This is a genomic window from Mesorhizobium sp. M4B.F.Ca.ET.017.02.2.1 (assembly GCF_003998955.1).
Lineage (GTDB): Bacteria > Pseudomonadota > Alphaproteobacteria > Rhizobiales > Rhizobiaceae > Mesorhizobium > Mesorhizobium abyssinicae.
This window is the reverse complement of record NZ_RZOF01000008.1, coordinates 29,941-46,823: the sequence shown is the minus strand read 5'-3', so window position 1 is coordinate 46,823 and position 16,883 is coordinate 29,941. Positions and strand designations below refer to the sequence as shown.

The 16,883-nt window shown below is 63.6% G+C and carries 12 protein-coding genes; 2 read left to right on the top strand and 10 right to left on the bottom strand.

Features of this window, described 5'->3' with window-relative positions; all coding sequences use genetic code 11:
• Both EN738_RS02460 and EN738_RS02455 read left to right on the top strand, forming a co-directional pair.
• Nucleotides 1–707: HlyD family efflux transporter periplasmic adaptor subunit (locus tag EN738_RS02460; protein ID WP_127282312.1), on the top strand; the 707-nt coding region annotated here is incomplete at its 5' end.
• Entirely contained in the window at nt 704–3,970 is a 3,267-nt protein-coding gene (locus EN738_RS02455; RefSeq protein WP_127282311.1) for an efflux RND transporter permease subunit, read from the top strand. The genes EN738_RS02460 and EN738_RS02455, both read left to right, overlap by 4 nt.
• Before the next feature lie 97 nt (nt 3,971–4,067).
• Here the strand turns inward: EN738_RS02455 and EN738_RS35295 are convergent, their stop codons facing one another.
• The 10 genes from EN738_RS35295 to EN738_RS02410 all read right to left on the bottom strand — a co-directional run bounded on the left by EN738_RS35295 (nt 4,068) and on the right by EN738_RS02410 (nt 16,858).
• A complete protein-coding gene (locus tag EN738_RS35295) occupies nt 4,068–4,205 on the bottom strand; it encodes a hypothetical protein (protein WP_167509424.1) in 138 nt (45 codons plus the stop codon).
• 7 nt (nt 4,206–4,212) lie between these two features.
• Nucleotides 4,213–4,809: a DUF2478 domain-containing protein gene (locus tag EN738_RS02450; protein WP_127282310.1), complete on the bottom strand. Its 597-nt coding sequence runs from the start codon at nt 4,807–4,809 to the stop codon at nt 4,213–4,215.
• Between the two features lie 99 nt (nt 4,810–4,908).
• Nucleotides 4,909–6,165, bottom strand: a complete 1,257-nt coding sequence (glp, locus tag EN738_RS02445; protein WP_127282309.1) for a gephyrin-like molybdotransferase Glp — start codon at nt 6,163–6,165, stop codon at nt 4,909–4,911.
• The gene (locus tag EN738_RS02440) at nt 6,162–6,443 is read right to left on the bottom strand and encodes a hypothetical protein (protein ID WP_127282308.1); all 282 of its coding nucleotides are present in this window, start codon (nt 6,441–6,443) and stop codon (nt 6,162–6,164) included. The genes glp and EN738_RS02440 overlap by 4 nt, the downstream gene beginning before the upstream one ends.
• A gap of 11 nt (nt 6,444–6,454) precedes the next feature.
• A complete protein-coding gene (locus EN738_RS02435) occupies nt 6,455–7,354 on the bottom strand; it encodes a peptidylprolyl isomerase (RefSeq protein ID WP_127282307.1) in 900 nt (299 codons plus the stop codon).
• Between the two features lie 3 nt (nt 7,355–7,357).
• On the bottom strand, nt 7,358–8,137 hold the full coding sequence (narI, locus tag EN738_RS02430) for a respiratory nitrate reductase subunit gamma (RefSeq protein WP_127282306.1): 780 nt from the start codon (nt 8,135–8,137) through the stop codon (nt 7,358–7,360).
• A gap of 12 nt (nt 8,138–8,149) precedes the next feature.
• Nucleotides 8,150–8,842 (bottom strand): nitrate reductase molybdenum cofactor assembly chaperone, encoded by a 693-nt coding sequence (narJ, locus tag EN738_RS02425; RefSeq protein ID WP_127282305.1) that lies wholly within the window; start codon nt 8,840–8,842, stop codon nt 8,150–8,152.
• Complete coding sequence (narH, locus tag EN738_RS02420) at nt 8,842–10,368, bottom strand: nitrate reductase subunit beta (RefSeq protein ID WP_127282304.1); 1,527 nt, start codon at nt 10,366–10,368, stop codon at nt 8,842–8,844. Before narH ends, narJ begins: the two co-directional genes overlap by 1 nt.
• Nucleotides 10,365–14,105: a nitrate reductase subunit alpha gene (locus EN738_RS02415; RefSeq protein WP_127282303.1), complete on the bottom strand. Its 3,741-nt coding sequence runs from the start codon at nt 14,103–14,105 to the stop codon at nt 10,365–10,367. Before EN738_RS02415 ends, narH begins: the two co-directional genes overlap by 4 nt.
• Nucleotides 14,106–14,119: 14 nt before the next feature.
• Nucleotides 14,120–16,858 (bottom strand): MFS transporter, encoded by a 2,739-nt coding sequence (locus tag EN738_RS02410; protein ID WP_127282302.1) that lies wholly within the window; start codon nt 16,856–16,858, stop codon nt 14,120–14,122.
• Nucleotides 16,859–16,883: the final 25 nt, after the last annotated feature.

Sequence of the window (16,883 nt, the reverse complement as noted above, 5' to 3'; positions counted from 1 at the left end):
AGTCGCGACTCGACAATGCCCCCACCGAGCTGCAGCGCGCACAGGACCGACTGGCCAAGGGTGCTGCCGCCCAAAGCCGGGTCGACGCGTCAAAGACGCAGTTCGATGTCGTCACGAACCAGCTCGCGGCTGCGATTGCCGAGCGGGCGGTCATCGAGCAAAGCACACGGGAAGGCGATATCCTGGCCCCAGCCGACGGCCGGGTGCTGACGGTTCCCGTGGCCGCCGGCTCGGTGATAATGGCGGGCGAACCCATCGCGCGGGTGGCATCGGGCCAGTATTACCTGCGCCTGTCTTTGCCGGAACGGCACGCCGTCGAGATAACGGAAGGCGCCCGCGTCGATATCGGCGAACGCGGCACGGGTACCAATGCCGGCTTCGTCAAGGCTGGGGAAGGCCGGATCGCAAAGGTCTACCCGGAGATCGAGAAAGGTCGCGTGATTGCCGACGTCGAAGTCGCCGACATCGGGACCTATTTCGTCAACGAGCGCACCCTCGTGTCCATACCGGTCGCAAAGCGGACCATGTTGGGCGTTCCGCCAGAGGCCCTTAGGATCGTCCACGGTATAGACTATGTCACAATCGAGACGGCGGATGGGCCGCTTGACGTCACTGTGGTGCGGGGTGGCACATTCCAGGATGCCGGCCAGCCACGCATCGAGATCCTGAGTGGTCTTGCCGATGGCGACAAGGTCGCTCTGCCATGAAACTCGGCATCGCCGGGTGGCTTACCCGTTCATTCATCGCATCGCCTCTGACGCCTCTCTTCCTGCTGGCCGCGCTGGCGCTTGGGCTTGTGGCCTTGGTCACGCTGCCCCGCGAGGAGGAGCCGCAGATCTCCGTGCCTATGGTCGACATCCACGTCTCCGCAAACGGCCTGAGGGCCGAAGATGCCGCCAAGCTCGTGACCGAGCCGCTGGAGACGATCATAAAGGGCATTGACGGCGTGGAGCACGTCTACTCCCAAACCACCGATGATGGCGCGCTGGTGACCGCCCGCTTCAAGGTCGGCACCAGTTCGGATGCCGCGATCCTGCGCATCCACGAAAAGGTCCGCGCCAACATGGATCGCATCCCCGTCGGGATTCCAGAGCCGCTGATCGTTGGGCGCGGCATCGACGACGTTGCCATAGTGGTGGTGACACTGACGCCGGCGCCGCAGGTGGCGGCGAGGTATTCCTCGGCGGACCTGACGCGTCTTGCGCATGAGCTGCAGGTCGAGGTCGCAAAGCTTCCCGATATCGGTCTCACCTACGTCGTTGGCGAGCAGCCCGATGAGATCCAGGTCGAGCCGGATCCGGAAAAGCTTTCGCTGTATGGCATCACGCTGCAGCAGTTGATGGGCAAGATCGCGGGCGCCAACCGCTCTTTCCAGATCGGCACGGTCCGCGACCGGGGTAATCAGCGGGTGCTGGTGGCCGGTCAGACGCTGCAGGCTTTGTCTGAGATCGGCAACCTTTTGCTCACGGCTCGCGACGGGCGGCCGGTCTATATCCGCGACGTTGCCAGCGTGGTGCTCGCGACGTCACCGGCTGAGAACCGCGTCACCAATATCATTAAGTCCGATACCGGTCTCGAGCGCGCGCCGGCCGTGTCGGTGGCGATCGCGAAGCGCCCGGGCACCAATGCGGTCGTCATCGCCGATATGATCGTCAAGCGCCTCGAGCAGGTGCGCGGCCAGATCTTCCCCAACGACGTCGAAATGCGCGTGACGCGCAACTACGGCGAGACGGCCAATGAGAAGGCTAACGAACTGCTCTTCCATCTGGGCCTGGCGACCGTCTCCATCGTCCTGCTGATCGCAGTAGCCATCGGCTGGCGAGAAGCGCTGGTGGTGGCCGTCGTGATACCCACGACCATCCTGCTGACCATGTTCGCTTCGCGCGTGATGGGCTACACGCTGAACCGTGTCAGCCTGTTCGCGTTGATCTTCTCCATCGGCATCCTCGTCGACGACGCCATCGTGGTCATCGAGAACATCGCGCGCCATTGGGCGATGGACGGCGGACGCTCGCGCGCCCAGGCGGCGATCGATGCAGTTGCCGAGGTCGGCAATCCCACCATCGTGGCGACGCTGACCGTCGTGGCGGCGCTGCTTCCCATGCTGTTCGTCTCCGGCCTCATGGGCCCCTATATGAGCCCGATCCCGGCCAATGCCTCGGCCGCGATGCTTTTCTCATTCTTCGTCGCGGTGATGTTGACACCGTGGCTGATGATGAAGCTCGGCGGAAAGGATCGGGTCGGCGCCCATGGCCACGCCGGCAGCGCGCAGGGCGGCGTGCTGGGGCGGATCTATATCGCGGTGGCGCGACCGATCTTGAAGTCGCGGCTCAGAGCCTGGGCGTTCCTTTTGGTCGTGGGCATTGCCACGATTGCGTCCATGGCGCTGATCTACACCGAGCACGTGACGGTCAAGCTTCTGCCCTTCGACAACAAGACCGAACTCCAGATAGTGGCGGACTTGCCCAAGGGCTCGTCGGTCGAGGACACCGACCGACTGCTCCAGGCCGCCGCAAATCGCCTGGCCTCCGTGCCGGAGGTAGTGTCGTTCCAGACCTACGCGGGCGCCTCCGAGCCTTTCAACTTCAACGGCCTGGTGCGCCATTACTACCTGCGATCGAGCCCCGAACAGGGTGACATCGCCGTCAACCTGCTTCCCAAAGGAGACCGCAGCCGCGCCAGCCATGCCATTGCGCTCGACTTACGCGAGCGCTTGATGGGCATGGCGATGCCCGCGGGCACGGTGCTGAAGGTGGTCGAGCCGCCGCCGGGACCGCCGGTGCTCGGCACGCTGCTGGCCGAAATCTACGGCCCGGACGCCGAAACCCGCCGCGCGGTTGCGGCCAAGGTTCGCGAGACCTTCGCCAGCATCCCGTTCATCGTCGACGTCGACGACAGCTTCCACAACCAGCCGGAACGGCTCCGGCTTTCGATCGACCAGGACAACCTGGAATATTACAAGGTCGAGCAGGCGGATGTGTACGACACGCTGAGCTATCTCTACGGCGGTACCACGGTCGGCTACTCGCACCGAGGCGGCGGGCGCCTGCCGATCCCGATCCGCATCGCCTTGTCCAAGGCAAATGGCGTGGTCGATCAGCGTGCCTTGGCCACGCCGGTTGCCGCCAACGCGCTTCCCGGCGCGCGCGACGTTGTCGAGCTTGGCGACGTCGTGCGGGTGAGCCAGGAGCCGGCCTCCTACCCGATCTTCCGCCACAACGGCAGGCCGGCCGAGATGGTGATGGGCGAGCTGGCCGGGGCGTTTGAGGCGCCGGTCTACGGCATGCTCGCCGTGGACGATGCGATTGCCAAGGCGGACTGGGGCGCGCTGCCAAAGCCGCAGATTGCGCTGCATGGCCAGCCGGACGACGAATCGAAGCCGACGCTCCTGTGGGACGGCGAATGGGAAGTGACCTGGGTAACCTTCCGCGACATGGGCGCTGCCTTCATGGTGGCGATCCTCGGCATCTACATCCTGGTCGTCGCGCAGTTCGGCTCCTTCCGCCTGCCATTGGTGATCCTGACCCCGATCCCGCTGACGCTGATAGGCATCATGCTTGGCCACTGGGCGTTCGTCGCGCCCTTCACGGCCACCTCGATGATCGGCTTCATCGCGCTTGCCGGCATCATCGTCCGCAACTCGATCCTGCTTGTCGACTTCATCCGTCATGCGCGGAGCGAGGTTCGTCCGCTGCTCGAAGTGCTGCTCGAAGCCGGGGCTATCCGCTTCAAGCCGATCCTGCTCACCGCGCTCGCGGCGATGATCGGCGCCGCGGTGATCCTGACCGACCCTATCTTCCAGGGGCTGGCTATCTCGTTGCTGTTCGGCCTCGCGTCGTCGACGCTGTTGACGGTGCTGGTCATCCCGGCGATCTATGTGGCGCTGCGCGGTGGCCCGCGTGCTGATGCTGGGCCGAGCGAACCTGTCGCAGCCGCGCTGACTGAGTATCCCGAGCCGGCAAACCACTAGATCGTTTCACCGCTTCACGGAAACGGTGAGCCGCTCTATCTCTTTGTTTTAACGCAAGTCCAGTCGGAAACCGTTTCACAGTTTCCCTGGAATTGCGTTAGCTCTGGCGGAAATCGCCGGAGACGCCGAACATTATCACGATCGCCGCCAAGACAATCAAAACCGATGGGCCCCCCGTCAGATTGACGATGGCCGCCGAAACACCCACGGCGCCGCCAGCGACGACGGAACGCACGATAGTCTCAAGCCACCTCGGCACCGGCTATTCTCCCGTCCAGGGTTTGATAGGGGCCGCGCGCCGTCACGCTGCGGTCGAGCAAACAGTCCAACGCCGCGAGCCGATCGGACGGCAGACGGGGCAGTTCGATTTCCCGGGCAAGATCGGCTGCAAATTCGCGGAACGGTGCGAGATTGATGACGGGAACGCCGATCAGCACGGGTACGGAGAGTTCCAGCGCCTTTGCGATGAGGGCCCTGAAGCCACCGCCTTCGGCCTCGGTCTTTCCGAATTTGCACAGAACCAGAAGATCGGTCTTGCCGGACAACGCAGCTCCGGCGGCCTCGCAGGCGCGGAGCAGCCGATCGGTATTCAGAACACAGCCTCGGGAGTGGGGACCTCGATCGTCGGATATGCCGTGGAGCTTGCCCGAAGCGAGATCCCGAAGGTGCATGTCGCATTTCACCCGATCAGGTTTCTTTTCGCTCAGTTGGACAAGGCCGGCCAATCGCACGCCTCGCTCGGCCATGATGGTAGTCATTTCCTGCAGGAGTGCTTCGAACTCCACGCCGTTTGAATAAACGATAGCGGTAATGGGGCAGTCAGGACGAAGGCTCTGCATGAGGGAATCTCCTTCAGTTTGTACTTTGCCAGTCGGCCAGCAGGCGCGGGGTAGCTCCGATGCAGCGGGATTGGCGCGGCGATATCCAAAACCATCGGCCTATCTCCCAAATATTCCACGGCTGAATGGAAGCACTTCAACGGGCATGCCAGGCTCAATTGGGATCGACGCACCGGGCACAATCGCAATGGCGTCGGCCGATACCATCGGCATCATTCTGTGCGAGCCATCCGGCCCGCTGCGGCTGGCGGTCAATCGCCCCTGTTCAATATCCAGGCGAACCGGCACCAATTCCGTGCGATCCGGCTTGCAAGAACATGTAAAGGTCAACTCGGCCGTGAGGCGCGTCGCCGGCACCTGACCGAGGAGGTTCGCCACGATCGGACGCGCGAAGACCAGCGCGCCAAAGGCCGCCGCCTGCGGATTGCCAGGCAATCCGACGAAGCACGCCTCCCCCACCTTGCCGATTACCAACGGCTTGCCGGGTTTCATCGCCACCTTGGCTATCTCGAGTTGGCCCCCGGCACGCATTACTGCGTCGCGCACGTGGTCCTCTTCGCCAACCGACATCCCGGCAGTGGTGATGATCAGATCCGCCTCCCTCGCGCTGTCTTCGAGCACTCGCGCGATGGCCGCGGTATCGTCGTGAACGGTCGACAACGTCACATCGGTGCCTGGCTCGCTCAGCAGAGCGGCCAGAAGCGGCCCGTTGGAGTCATAGATCGTGCCGGATGCAAGCGGCCCGCCAGCCTTACGAAGTTCGGAGCCGGTCGTGACAATGGCGATCCGCACGCGACGCGCAACCGGGACGCGATCAATTCCAATGGCGGCAAGAAGCGCGATTTCCGGCCAGCCGATCATGCAGCCTGGACGAAGGACGCAGGCTCCTTGCGTCACATCCTCACCGGCCCTGCGAATATGCGCGCCCGGCGCCGCGTCGAGCGCGAACTGCACGAGATCGCCACGCCGCGTCGTTTGCTCCTGCATGACGACAGTGTCCGCGCCCTTGGGCAACGCCGCGCCCGTCATGACACGGTGTGCAGCGCCCGGAGCCAGCACGCGCGGCGGATCGCCCGCGCTCGTGCGGCCTACCACAGGGAGAACCAGAGGCACGCCTCTCCTGCCGGCCAAGCTTATCGCATAGCCGTCCATGGCCGCCTGATCGAAAGGCGGAATAGCGCGCGGGGATTCGATGGCCGCGGCCAGAAGACGTCCTACGGCGTCGGCCAACGGCACCATTTCCGGATCATCCAGCGGCCGTGCCAATGCGATGGCTGCGCGTCGCGCCGTTTCGAATGGCACGACACCTGGGCCTGCGCAGCGGCAGCTATCGGGCAGTGTTGCCGGGACGGTCATGCCGCGACGTCCGGCAGCGTCTTTTCGAGAATCGCCCGCATGGCCGCAAGGCCCGGATCCTGCGCGCGGTTCATGATACCGATGAGTTGCGTCCAACGATCGTCGGATGCGGTGTCCACGAAATTACGAACGGCCGAGCCGACGATATCGGCCGGCGAACGACCGGATGCATCCGCGGCCGCGGTCAACCGCGCGGCCAAGGCCGGTTCTTCGAACGCGGCGACGATTGCCATGGCCGCTTTCGGGTCTTCCAGTGAGGCGATGATATCTCCGAGCATTGCTTCCCCCTTCACTGCACCAGCGGCGAGGATGCGCCGTCGATGGCAATCCCGACGATGTCCGCCCGGCCGACAAGCAGGGAGACGTATTGCGCCGTCGCCTGCCGGCTGACGTGCTCGGCCAGATAGGACGCGATGCGTTCCCGCACGGCCTCGAACGGAAGCTGGCGGCCGTCGATGCGCCGCGTCAGGCGAATGAGGTGGACGCCGTAGCGCGTCTCCACTGGCTGCGAGATATCGCCTGGGACGAGCTCGATGAGAGCAGCCTCGAATTCCGGCGTGGTGTCGCCCGGCCCGATTTGGCCGAGGCTGCCGCCCAAGGCTCCCGACGGGCAATCCGAGCAATCTCGCGCCAGTGCCGCGAGACGCTCTGGAGCAGCTGCCAGAGCAGATCTCAGCGACGACACCCTTTTACGCGCGGCGGCGAATGCCTCACGATCATCGTGACGAGCCGCTATGAGAATATGATCGGCTTCATAGAGAGGCGGCGTCATGAAACGGCGAAGATTATTTTCATAGAAGCGCCGCAGCGTCTCCTCATCCGCCTCGGGAACGCGAACCTCGCGCTCGATCAAGCCGCGCACCAGCGCGTCTTCGATGGTCTCCCTGCGTCCATCCTGGTCGGTCCGCTGGTCGGCGGCTATGTCGAGACGCCGCGCCTCTTGCAGGAGCAGCTCGCGAATGACGAGCGCACGGGTTGCGGCATGCCATCCCTCGCCGGGATTGCGGGCGGGAAAGTTCTGCACCTCGGCGGCGATCGCCTTGCGCGATATCGCCACCCCGTTGACGGTCACCGGCGGCATCGCCACGCGTTCGCGGGACGGCGCCGTGTCAGGAGTTGCGGGCCGGTGTTCGTGCGGATGTTCGGACGATTTGCGGCCGGCCGAATGATCGATGACGAGCGCGGCCATAGTTTACTCCGCGGGCTGGTGGGATGGAGCGGCAGCGGGGCGCCGCAAGGGCTCGGACGACCGCATCACGGACACTGGCGCGGGCGACCGGCGCTCGGCGAAGCGTGTGCGCACGACCTGATAGCCGGGACGGCCGAGATACCAGACCGGCGCGCTCCAGACATGAACCAACCTGGTGAACGGGAAGACCAGAAAGATCGTCATGCCGAGCAGGAGATGCGCCTTGAAGATCGGGTTGACGTCGGCGACGTAGGCCGCGGCCGCCGGCCGCAAGGTGAGGATGCCCTGCGCCCAGTTCATGAATTTCACCATCTCATGGCCGTCCATGTGACCGAGCGAGACGAAGATGGTCGAAAGGCCAAGCGTGAGCTGCAGCCAGAGCAGCAACAAAATCGCGATGTCACCGGGCGCCGACGTGTTGCGGATGCGAGGATCGAACAGACGACGATGGGCCAGAAGCGCTATGCCGATGAAGCAGGCAACGCCAGCGATGCCGCCGGCGGTGATGGCAAGGCCCTGCTTGAAGCTGTGTGAGACACCGAGCGCATCGAATACCCAGATCGGCGTCAGCAGGCCGACGAAGTGGCCGGCGAAGATCATCAGGATACCGACGTGGAACAGATTGGAGCCCCAGCGGAGCTGACGCCGCCGCAGCAACTGGGAGGATCCTGTCTTCCAGGTATATTGCTCGCGATCGAAGCGGATCAGGCTACCGAGCAGGAAGATGGTCAGGCAGAAATAGGGATACCAGCCAAAGAGCGCGGCGTTGATTGTGTCGGACATGGCTTTCCTCCGTCAGGCAACGCTACTACGCGCATCGCGATTGGCGGCGCGCATCTGGATTCTCAGTCGGTCGACGGAACAGCCGTCGGTCGCATTCCCGGGACCGAATGCGACCGCGGCCTCTTCCCAGGCGGCGTCGATGGCTGCCAGGTCGTCGGGCTCGTCGAGTTCGTCGGCGCCCACGGCCACGGCCGGCTCGCTGACTATCGAGCGTATGGCCGTGAATACAGCGGCATAGCCTGCGTTGCGCTTGGCGAGCCGACCTTCCAGCAGCGAGAAGATGTGGCCGGTTTCATTTAGCAGCCCGCGCGCCTCCTCAATGGGACGGGCGGAGAGGAATTCGAGGAAAAGCGGGATGAAGTCGGGCAATTCGTTTGCCGCGACGTCGAGCCCGCCACGCCGGTAGTGTTCGGCCAGATCGACCATCGCCTGGCCGCGATCTCGGCTCTCGCCATGGATGTGCTCGAAGAGATGCAGCGAGTGGCGGCGCGTCTTGTCGAACAATTCCACGTAACGCTCTTGCAAATCGTAGAGATCCAGGGTGGCCAGATCGGCAAACAAGGACTGCAGGTGCTTGCCTGCTTCGTCCGATACCAGTCCCTCGTCCGCGACCGCCGCGGTGATTTCCGGGATCGCCGCGCAAAGTTCCTCGGTCGGATAGGAAAGGAGCGCCGAGAGCGCCTTGAAGGTCCTGTTCGAGAGCATCACGCGATCTCCATCGGGTTTGTCGGCCGCTTGGTCTGCTTGGTGCCGAAGAGGTTGGTCTCGGTGGAACCGCCCGAGCAACCGTTGCCGAACGAGAAGCCGCAGGAGCCGCGCAGGTCCTGGGCGTCCTCGCTCCATTCGCGGTGCGAAGTGGGGATGACGAAACGATCCTCGTAATTGGCGATCGCCATGACCTTGTACATGTCGTCGATGGCTGCGCCCGTCAGGCCGACCCGCGTCGCGATCGACTCGTCGAGGCGGCCGTCGATCGTCTTTGCCCGCATGTAGCTTCGCATCGCCAGCATGCGCTCGAGCGCAAGCGCCACGGGCTCCTCATTGCCCGCCGTCAGCAGATTGGCCAGATACTGGAGCGGGATGCGCAGGCTGCGCACGTCGGGCATATCGCCGTCCAGCCCCATCTTGCCGGCGGCAGCCGCCGACTGGATGGGCGAGAGCGGCGGAACGTACCAGACCATCGGCAGCGTGCGGTACTCGGGGTGAAGCGGAAAGGCAATCTTCCACTCCATCGCCATCTTCCAGACCGGCGATAATTTGGCCGCCTCCAGCCAGTTGTCGGGAATCCCGTCGGCACGGGCCTGTGCGATGACGGCCGGATCGTTCGGATCGAGGAAGATATCGAGCTGCGCCTGATAGAGGTCCTTCTCCTGCGGTACGCTGGCAGCCGCCTCGATACGGTCGGCGTCATAGAGGATCACGCCGAGATAGCGGATGCGCCCGACGCAGGTTTCCGAACAGACCGTCGGCTGCCCCGCCTCGATGCGGGGATAGCAGAAGATGCACTTCTCCGATTTGCCCGACGACCAGTTGTAGTAGATCTTCTTGTAGGGGCAGCCGGAGACGCACATGCGCCAGCCGCGGCACTTGTCCTGATCGATCAGTACGATGCCGTCCTCCTCGCGCTTGTAGATGGCCCCGGACGGGCACACCGCCGCGCAGGTCGGGTTGAGGCAGTGCTCGCAAAGCCTCGGAAGGTACATCATGAAGGTATTTTCGAACTGGCCGTAAATGTCCTTCTGGACGCCCTCGAAATTCACGTCCTTCGACCGCTTCTCGAACTCGCCGCCGAGGATCTCCTCCCAGTTCGGTCCCCATTCGATCTTTTCCATCCGCTCGCCGGTGATGGCCGAGCGCGGACGAGCCGTGGGGAAAGCTTTCGATTCCTTCGCCGTGTGCAGATGCTGGTAATCGAAAGTGAACGGCTCGTAGTAGTCGTCGATCTCCGGCAGATCAGGGTTTGCGAAGATGTTGGCGAGGATGCGCCACTTGGCGCCCATCTTCGGCTCGATCTTGCCATTCTTCTTGCGTCGCCAGCCGCCGTTCCATTTCTGCTGATTCTCCCATTCCTTGGGACAGCCAACGCCCGGCTTGGTCTCGACATTGTTGAACCAAGCGTATTCGACGCCTTCACGGTTGGTCCAGACGTTCTTGCAGGTAACCGAACAGGTGTGACACCCGATGCATTTGTCGAGGTTCAACACCATCGCGATCTGGGCGCGGATTTTCATTCTGCGGCCTCCTTGGGAGCATTCGCTTGCAGGGGTTCCTCGAGCCAGTCGACGGTCGCCATCTTGCGGACCACGATGAACTCGTCGCGGTTGGAGCCAACGGTTCCGTAGTAGTTGAAGCCGTAGGACTGCTGGACATAGCCGCCGATCATATGGGTCGGCTTGAGCACCGTGCGCGTCACCGAATTGTGGATGCCGCCGCGGTTGCCGGTCAGTTCGGAGCCGGGCGTGTTCACGATCTTCTCCTGAGCGTGATACATCAGCATCATGCCCTGTTTGACTCGCTGGGAGACGACGGCGCGGGCCGTAAGCGCTCCGTTGGCGTTAAAAACCTCGACCCAGTCATTGTCCACGATGTCCGCGGCCTTGGCGTCGGTCTCGGAAATCCACACCACCGGACCGCCGCGATTGAGCGTCAGCATCAGGAGATTGTCGCTGTAGGTGGAATGGATGCCCCATTTCTGATGCGGCGTGATGAAGTTGAGGACGATCTCTTTGTTGCCGTTGGACCTGACTCCCTTGACGGCGGAGATCGTCTTCAGGTCGACCGGCGGCTTCCAGGTGATGAAGCCTTCGCCGAAGGCCCGCATCCACAGATGATCCTGATAAAGCTGCTGGCGTCCGGTCAGCGTGCGCCACGGGATCAGTTCGTGGACGTTCGTGTAGCCGGCATTGTAGCAGACCTTCTCACTTTCGATGCCGGACCAGGTGGGAGAGGAGATGATCTTGCGCGGCTGGGCCTGAACGTCGCGAAAGCGGATCTTCTCGTCCTCCTTCGGGATGGCGAGATGAGCATGCTCGCGGCCCGTCGCCTCGGAGAGCGCCTCCCAGGCTTTCACCGCGACCTCGCCGTTGGTTTCCGGCGCGAGCATCAGGATGACTTCGGTCGCGTCGATATCCGTCTCGATCTTCGGCAGGCCCTTGGCGGGGCCGGCGGGTTGGACGCCGTTGAGCGCGCCCAGCGCCTCGACTTCATGCGCTGTCTTCCAGTTGATGCCCTTGCCGCCGTTGCCGGCCTCGGTCATCAGCGGGCCGAGCGCGGTGAAGCGGGCGTAGAGGTTCGGATAGTCGCGCTTGACGACGCTCACGGCCGGCATCGTCCTGCCCGGGATCGGTTCGATCTCGCCGCGTTTCCAGTCGGCGACGTCGAAGGGCTGGGCGATCTCGCCGGGCGTGTCATGCTGGATGGGAGTTAGGACGACGTCCTGCTCCACGCCCAGCACCTCCGGAGCGACCTCGGAAAAGGCCCTGGCGAGGCCCTTGTAGATATCCCAGTCCGAGCGTGCCTCCCAGGCAGGGTCCACCGCCGCCGACAGCGGGTGGATGAAGGGGTGCATGTCGGAGGTGTTGAGGTCGTTCTTCTCGTACCAGGTTGCGGTCGGCAGCACGATGTCGGAGTACACGCAGGTCGTCGACATGCGGAAATCGAGCGTGACCAGAAGATCGAGCTTTCCCCGCGGCGCCTCGTCGTGCCAAACGACCTCCTTGTTGCGCACCTTGCCTTCGGCGCCGAGGTCCTTGCCCATGACACCGTGCGTGGTGCCGAGCAGGTGCTTCAGAAAGTATTCGTGGCCCTTGCCGGAAGACCCCAGAATGTTGGAGCGCCACACGAACATGTTGCGGGGCCAGTTGGCCGGATCGTCAGGGTCCTCGCATGCAAGGTCGAGTTCACCCGACTTCAGTGCGCTTGCCACATAGTCCTTCACCTCGAGGCCAGCCGCCGAAGCTCGTTTGGCGATATCGAGCGGGTTCTGCTTCAACTGCGGCGCCGAAGGCAGCCAGCCCATGCGCTCGGCGCGGACGTTGTAGTCGATGAAGCTTTGGTTCCAGTCTCCTTCGGGCGCGGTCGGCGACAAGATCTCCGCCGCCGTCAGGGTCTCGTATCGCCATTGGTCCGTGTGCGCGTAGAAGAAGGACGTCGAGTTCTGGTGGCGCGGCGGGCGCGCCCAGTCGAGCGCGAAAGCGAGCGGCGTCCAGCCTGTCTGCGGCCGCAGCTTTTCCTGGCCGACATAGTGCGACCAGCCGCCGCCCGACTGGCCGACGGCGCCGCAGAACACCAGGAGGGTGATGATCCCCCGGTAATTCATATCCATGTGGTACCAGTGGTTGAGACCTGCGCCCAGGATCACCATCGAGCGGCCGTTGGTCTTTTCGGCATTGGTGGCGAATTCGCGCGCCACGGTGACGATGGCGTCGCGCTTCACGCCAGTGATGCGCTCAGCCCAGGCGGGTGTGAACGGCACGTCGTCATCGTAGGAAGAGGCGACATTGGCGCCGCCGAAGCCGCGGTCGAGGCCGTAATTGGCCATGAGCAGGTCGTAGACCGTTGCCACCTTCACCGGTCCCTCGATGGTCTTGATCGTGCGGACCGGGATATTGCGGGTCAGGATCTCGCCATGCTCGGTGGCCACGAAATGCTCCGTTGCCCGGCCGCCGAAATAGGGGAAGTCGACGGCCGCAATGTCAGCTCCATCGCTGGCGAGGGAGAGCTTCAACCGAACGTCCCGCCCCTTGCCATCCTTTTCCTCGAGATTCCACTTGCCTTGCTCGCCCCAGCGGTAGCCGGCCGATCCGAGCGGCGCGACCAACGCGTCGGTCGCCTCGTCGATGGCCACCGTCTTCCACTGGGGATTGTTCTTTTCGCCGAGGGCTCCCTTGATCTCGGAGGCGCGCAGCAGGCGCTCCGGAACGAGCTTGCCGTCGCGCTCCGCCAGCCGCACCAGGAAGGGCATGTCGGTGTAGCGCCGGGCATAGTCGTCGAAATAGGCGACGCTGCGGTCGAGGTGGTATTCGCGCAGGATCACGTGGCCCATGGCGAGCGCCAGCGCGGCGTCGGTGCCCTGCTTCGGATTGAGCCAGATGTCGGCGAACTTGGTCGCTTCGGCATAGTCCGGCGAGACGACGGCGCTCTTGGTGCCCTTGTAGCGGACCTCAGTGTAGAAATGCGCGTCCGGGGTACGCGTCTGTGGCACGTTCGAGCCCCAGACGATGATGAAGCCGGCATTGTACCAGTCGGCGCTCTCCGGCACGTCGGTCTGCTCGCCCCAGGTCTGCGGGCTCGCCGGCGGCAGGTCGCAATACCAGTCGTAGAACGACATGCACACGCCACCGAGCAGCGAAAGATAGCGCGAGCCGGCGGCATAGGAGACCATCGACATGGCCGGGATCGGCGAGAAGCCGATGATGCGGTCAGGGCCATGTTTGCGGGCGGTGTAAGCATTGGCGGCTGCGACGAGCTCGTTCACCTCGTCCCAGGTGGCGCGCACGAAGCCGCCGTGGCCGCGGATCGAGATGTAGGATTGGCGCTTGTTCGGGTCCTCGACGATCGAGGCCCATGCCGCGACTGGCGGCATCTTGGCGCGAGCCGCCCGCCACAGCTTCAACAGCCGGCCGCGGATCATCGGGTATTTCACCCGGGCGCCCGAATAGAGATACCAGCTGTATGACGCGCCGCGTGCGCAGCCGCGAGGCTCGTGGTTGGGCAGATCGGGCCGCGTGCGCGGATAATCGGTCTGCTGCGTCTCCCAGGTGACGATGCCGCCCTTGACGTAGATCTTCCACGAGCACGAGCCGGTGCAATTCACACCATGGGTGGAGCGCACGATCTTGTCGTGCTGCCAGCGCTTGCGGTAGCCGTCTTCCCAGGACCGGTCTTCGTTGGTCACTATCCCGTGACCGTCCGAAAAGCTGTCGACGGTCTTGCGAAAGAAGGTTAGCCGGTCGAGAAAATGTGACATTGCGTTGTCCCTGGTTATTCGGCCGCGGCCGGGCGGACGGGCGCGCCGCGCTTGGCGCGCTCGATGTCGTGCAGAAGGCCGCCCTTGCGGGTGTAGACACCCCAGGTGATGGCAAGGCAGCTCACGTAGAACAGGAGGAAGGCCCACAACGCGGCGTTCGGCGCGCCCGTGAGGGCGATTGAGCTGCCGTAGCTCTTCGGTATGAAGAACGCGCCGAAGGCCGCGATCGCGGAGGTAAAGCCGGTGATGGCGGCAGCCTCCTTCTCCGCCTGCTTGCGACGCGCTTCGGTATCGGCGTCGGGCATCAGGCGGCCCATCTCCTTGGCCATGATCACCGGGATCATCTGGAACGTAGAGGCGTTGCCGACGCCGGTGGCGAAGAAAAGCAGCAGGAATGCCACGAAGAAGCCCGTGAACGCGCCCGGCTGATCCTTGATGCCGATGAACCACAAAACACCGGCAACACCTGCGATCATCAGCATGAAGGCCCAGAAGGTGACGCGCGCGCCACCATACTTGTCCGCGAGCCAGCCAGAGCCCGAGCGCGAGAGAGCGCCGACCAGCGGGCCGAGGAAGGCGAACTGGAGCGCATTGACGTCCGGAAACAGCATCTTCGTGAGCAGCGGGAAACCAGCCGAATAGCCGATGAAGGATCCGAAAGTGCCGGTGTAGAGCCAGCACATGATCCAGTTGTGCCGACGCTGGAAGATAACGGCCTGCTCGCTGAAGGATGCCTTGGCAGAAGCTATGTCGTTCATGCCGAACCAGGCGGCGAAAGCCGAGAGCGCTATAAAGGGCACGAAAACGAAGCCGGCATTCTGCAACCAAATCGGCGCATCGCCGGCAGCTCCCTTGACCATGGCCGGATCGCCGCCGAGCCAGCCGAAGGTCCCCGTGGTGATTGCCAGCGGCACGATGAACTGGACGACGCTGACGCCGAGATTGCCAAGGCCGGCGTTGAGTGCAAGCGCATTTCCCTTCTCCGCCTTCGGGAAGAAGAAGGAGATGTTGGCCATGGACGAGGCGAAGTTGCCGCCGCCAAAGCCGCAAAGGAGTGCCAGGATCAACAGCACGACATAAGGCGTGTCGGGATTTTGTACCGCATACCCGATGCCCACGGCCGGTATGATGAGCGACCAGGTCGTAAGCGTCGTCCAGAGCCGGCCGCCGAAGATCGGCACCATGAAGGAATAAAAGATTCGCAGCGTCGCCCCGGAGATTCCGGGCAAAGCGGCGAGCCAGAAGAGTTGGTCGGTGGTGAAGGTGAAGCCGACGAGCGGAAGCTTGGCGACGACGACTGACCACACCTGCCAGATGGCAAACGAAAGCAGTAGCGCCGGTATCGACAGCCACAGATTGCGTTTCGCGATGCGGCGGCCGGTTTCAGCCCAGAACGCTTTGTCCTCCGGACGCCAGTCGGTTAGAGCACCGCCCGTCCGGGCCTTTGCCACAGGCGTGGGCATGTCCTGCATTTCCGGGAAAGGCGGCAGCTTGGCGAGGGCCTCGCCAACGGTGCCGCGTTCCATCTGGCGGATCGCCATATGCATCCAGATCAGCGCGCCGGAGACCAGCAGGAAGAGCGCCATGAAGCAACTCGTCCAGAGGCCCGTCAGGTCAAGCAGCAAGCCGAACAGGATCGGCAGCACGAAACCGCCAAGGCCGCCGATCATGCCGACGAGTCCGCCGACCGAACCGACATGGTCGGGATAGTAGACCGGGATGTGCTTGTAGACGGCGGCCTTGCCGAGGGCCATGAAGAAGCCGAGCACGAATATAGTGACGATGAAGCCGACGAGGCCCATCTCGATGTGGAAGGCGGTCGTCCCGTTGATCCCATGGACGACGTAGTCGGTCGGTGGATAGGAAAGGACGAAGGTCGCCGCCACCGAAATCATGAAGGTCCAGTAGAGCACGCGACGCGCGCCGAAGCTGTCCGAAAGGTGTCCGCCATAGGCGCGAAACAGGCTCGCCGGCACGGAGAAGAAGGCAGCAATCATGCCGGCCGTCTTGATGTCGAGGCCGTAGACGTTGATGAGATATTGCGGCAGCCAAAGCGCGAGCGCGACAAAGGCGCCGAACACGAAGAAATAGTAGAGCGCGAAACGCCAGATCTGCACGTTCTTCAATGGTTCGAGTTCGAGCCACGCGCTTTTCGGCTTGATGCCGGATCGCCGACGTTCGACGATGACCGGGTCGTCATCCGTCATGAACCAGAAGATGGCGGCCATGACGACGAGGGCCGCTGCCCAGGCCTCAGCCACGGCCTGCCATCCGAAGGCGACGAGCACGAAGGGGGCGAGGAATTTGGTGACGGCGGCACCGACATTGCCCGCACCGAAGATACCAAGCGCCGTACCTTGTCTTTGCGGCGGGAACCAACGCGACACATAGGCGACACCGACCGAGAAGGAGCCGCCGGCGATCCCGACGCCGAGGGCTGCGACCAGCATCTGAGGATAGGTATGAGCATACGACAGAAGGAAAGTTGCGACCGCGGCCGCGAGCATGTTCACCGTGAAGACGATCCGGCCCCCGTAGCGGTCGGTCCAGATGCCAAGCGCCACCCTGAGCAGCGAACCCGTCAGGATCGGCGTGCCGAGGAGCAGGCCGAACTGCGTCTCGCTGAGGCCGAGTTCCTGGCGGATGCGAATGCCGATGATGGAAAAGATGGTCCAGACCGCGAAGCAGACCGTAAATGCCGCCGTGCTTGCGCCCAGGATTTGACCGGACTTCGGATCCGCGGTTGTTTTCATTGTCGGCAGCCTCTTAGACGGTTGG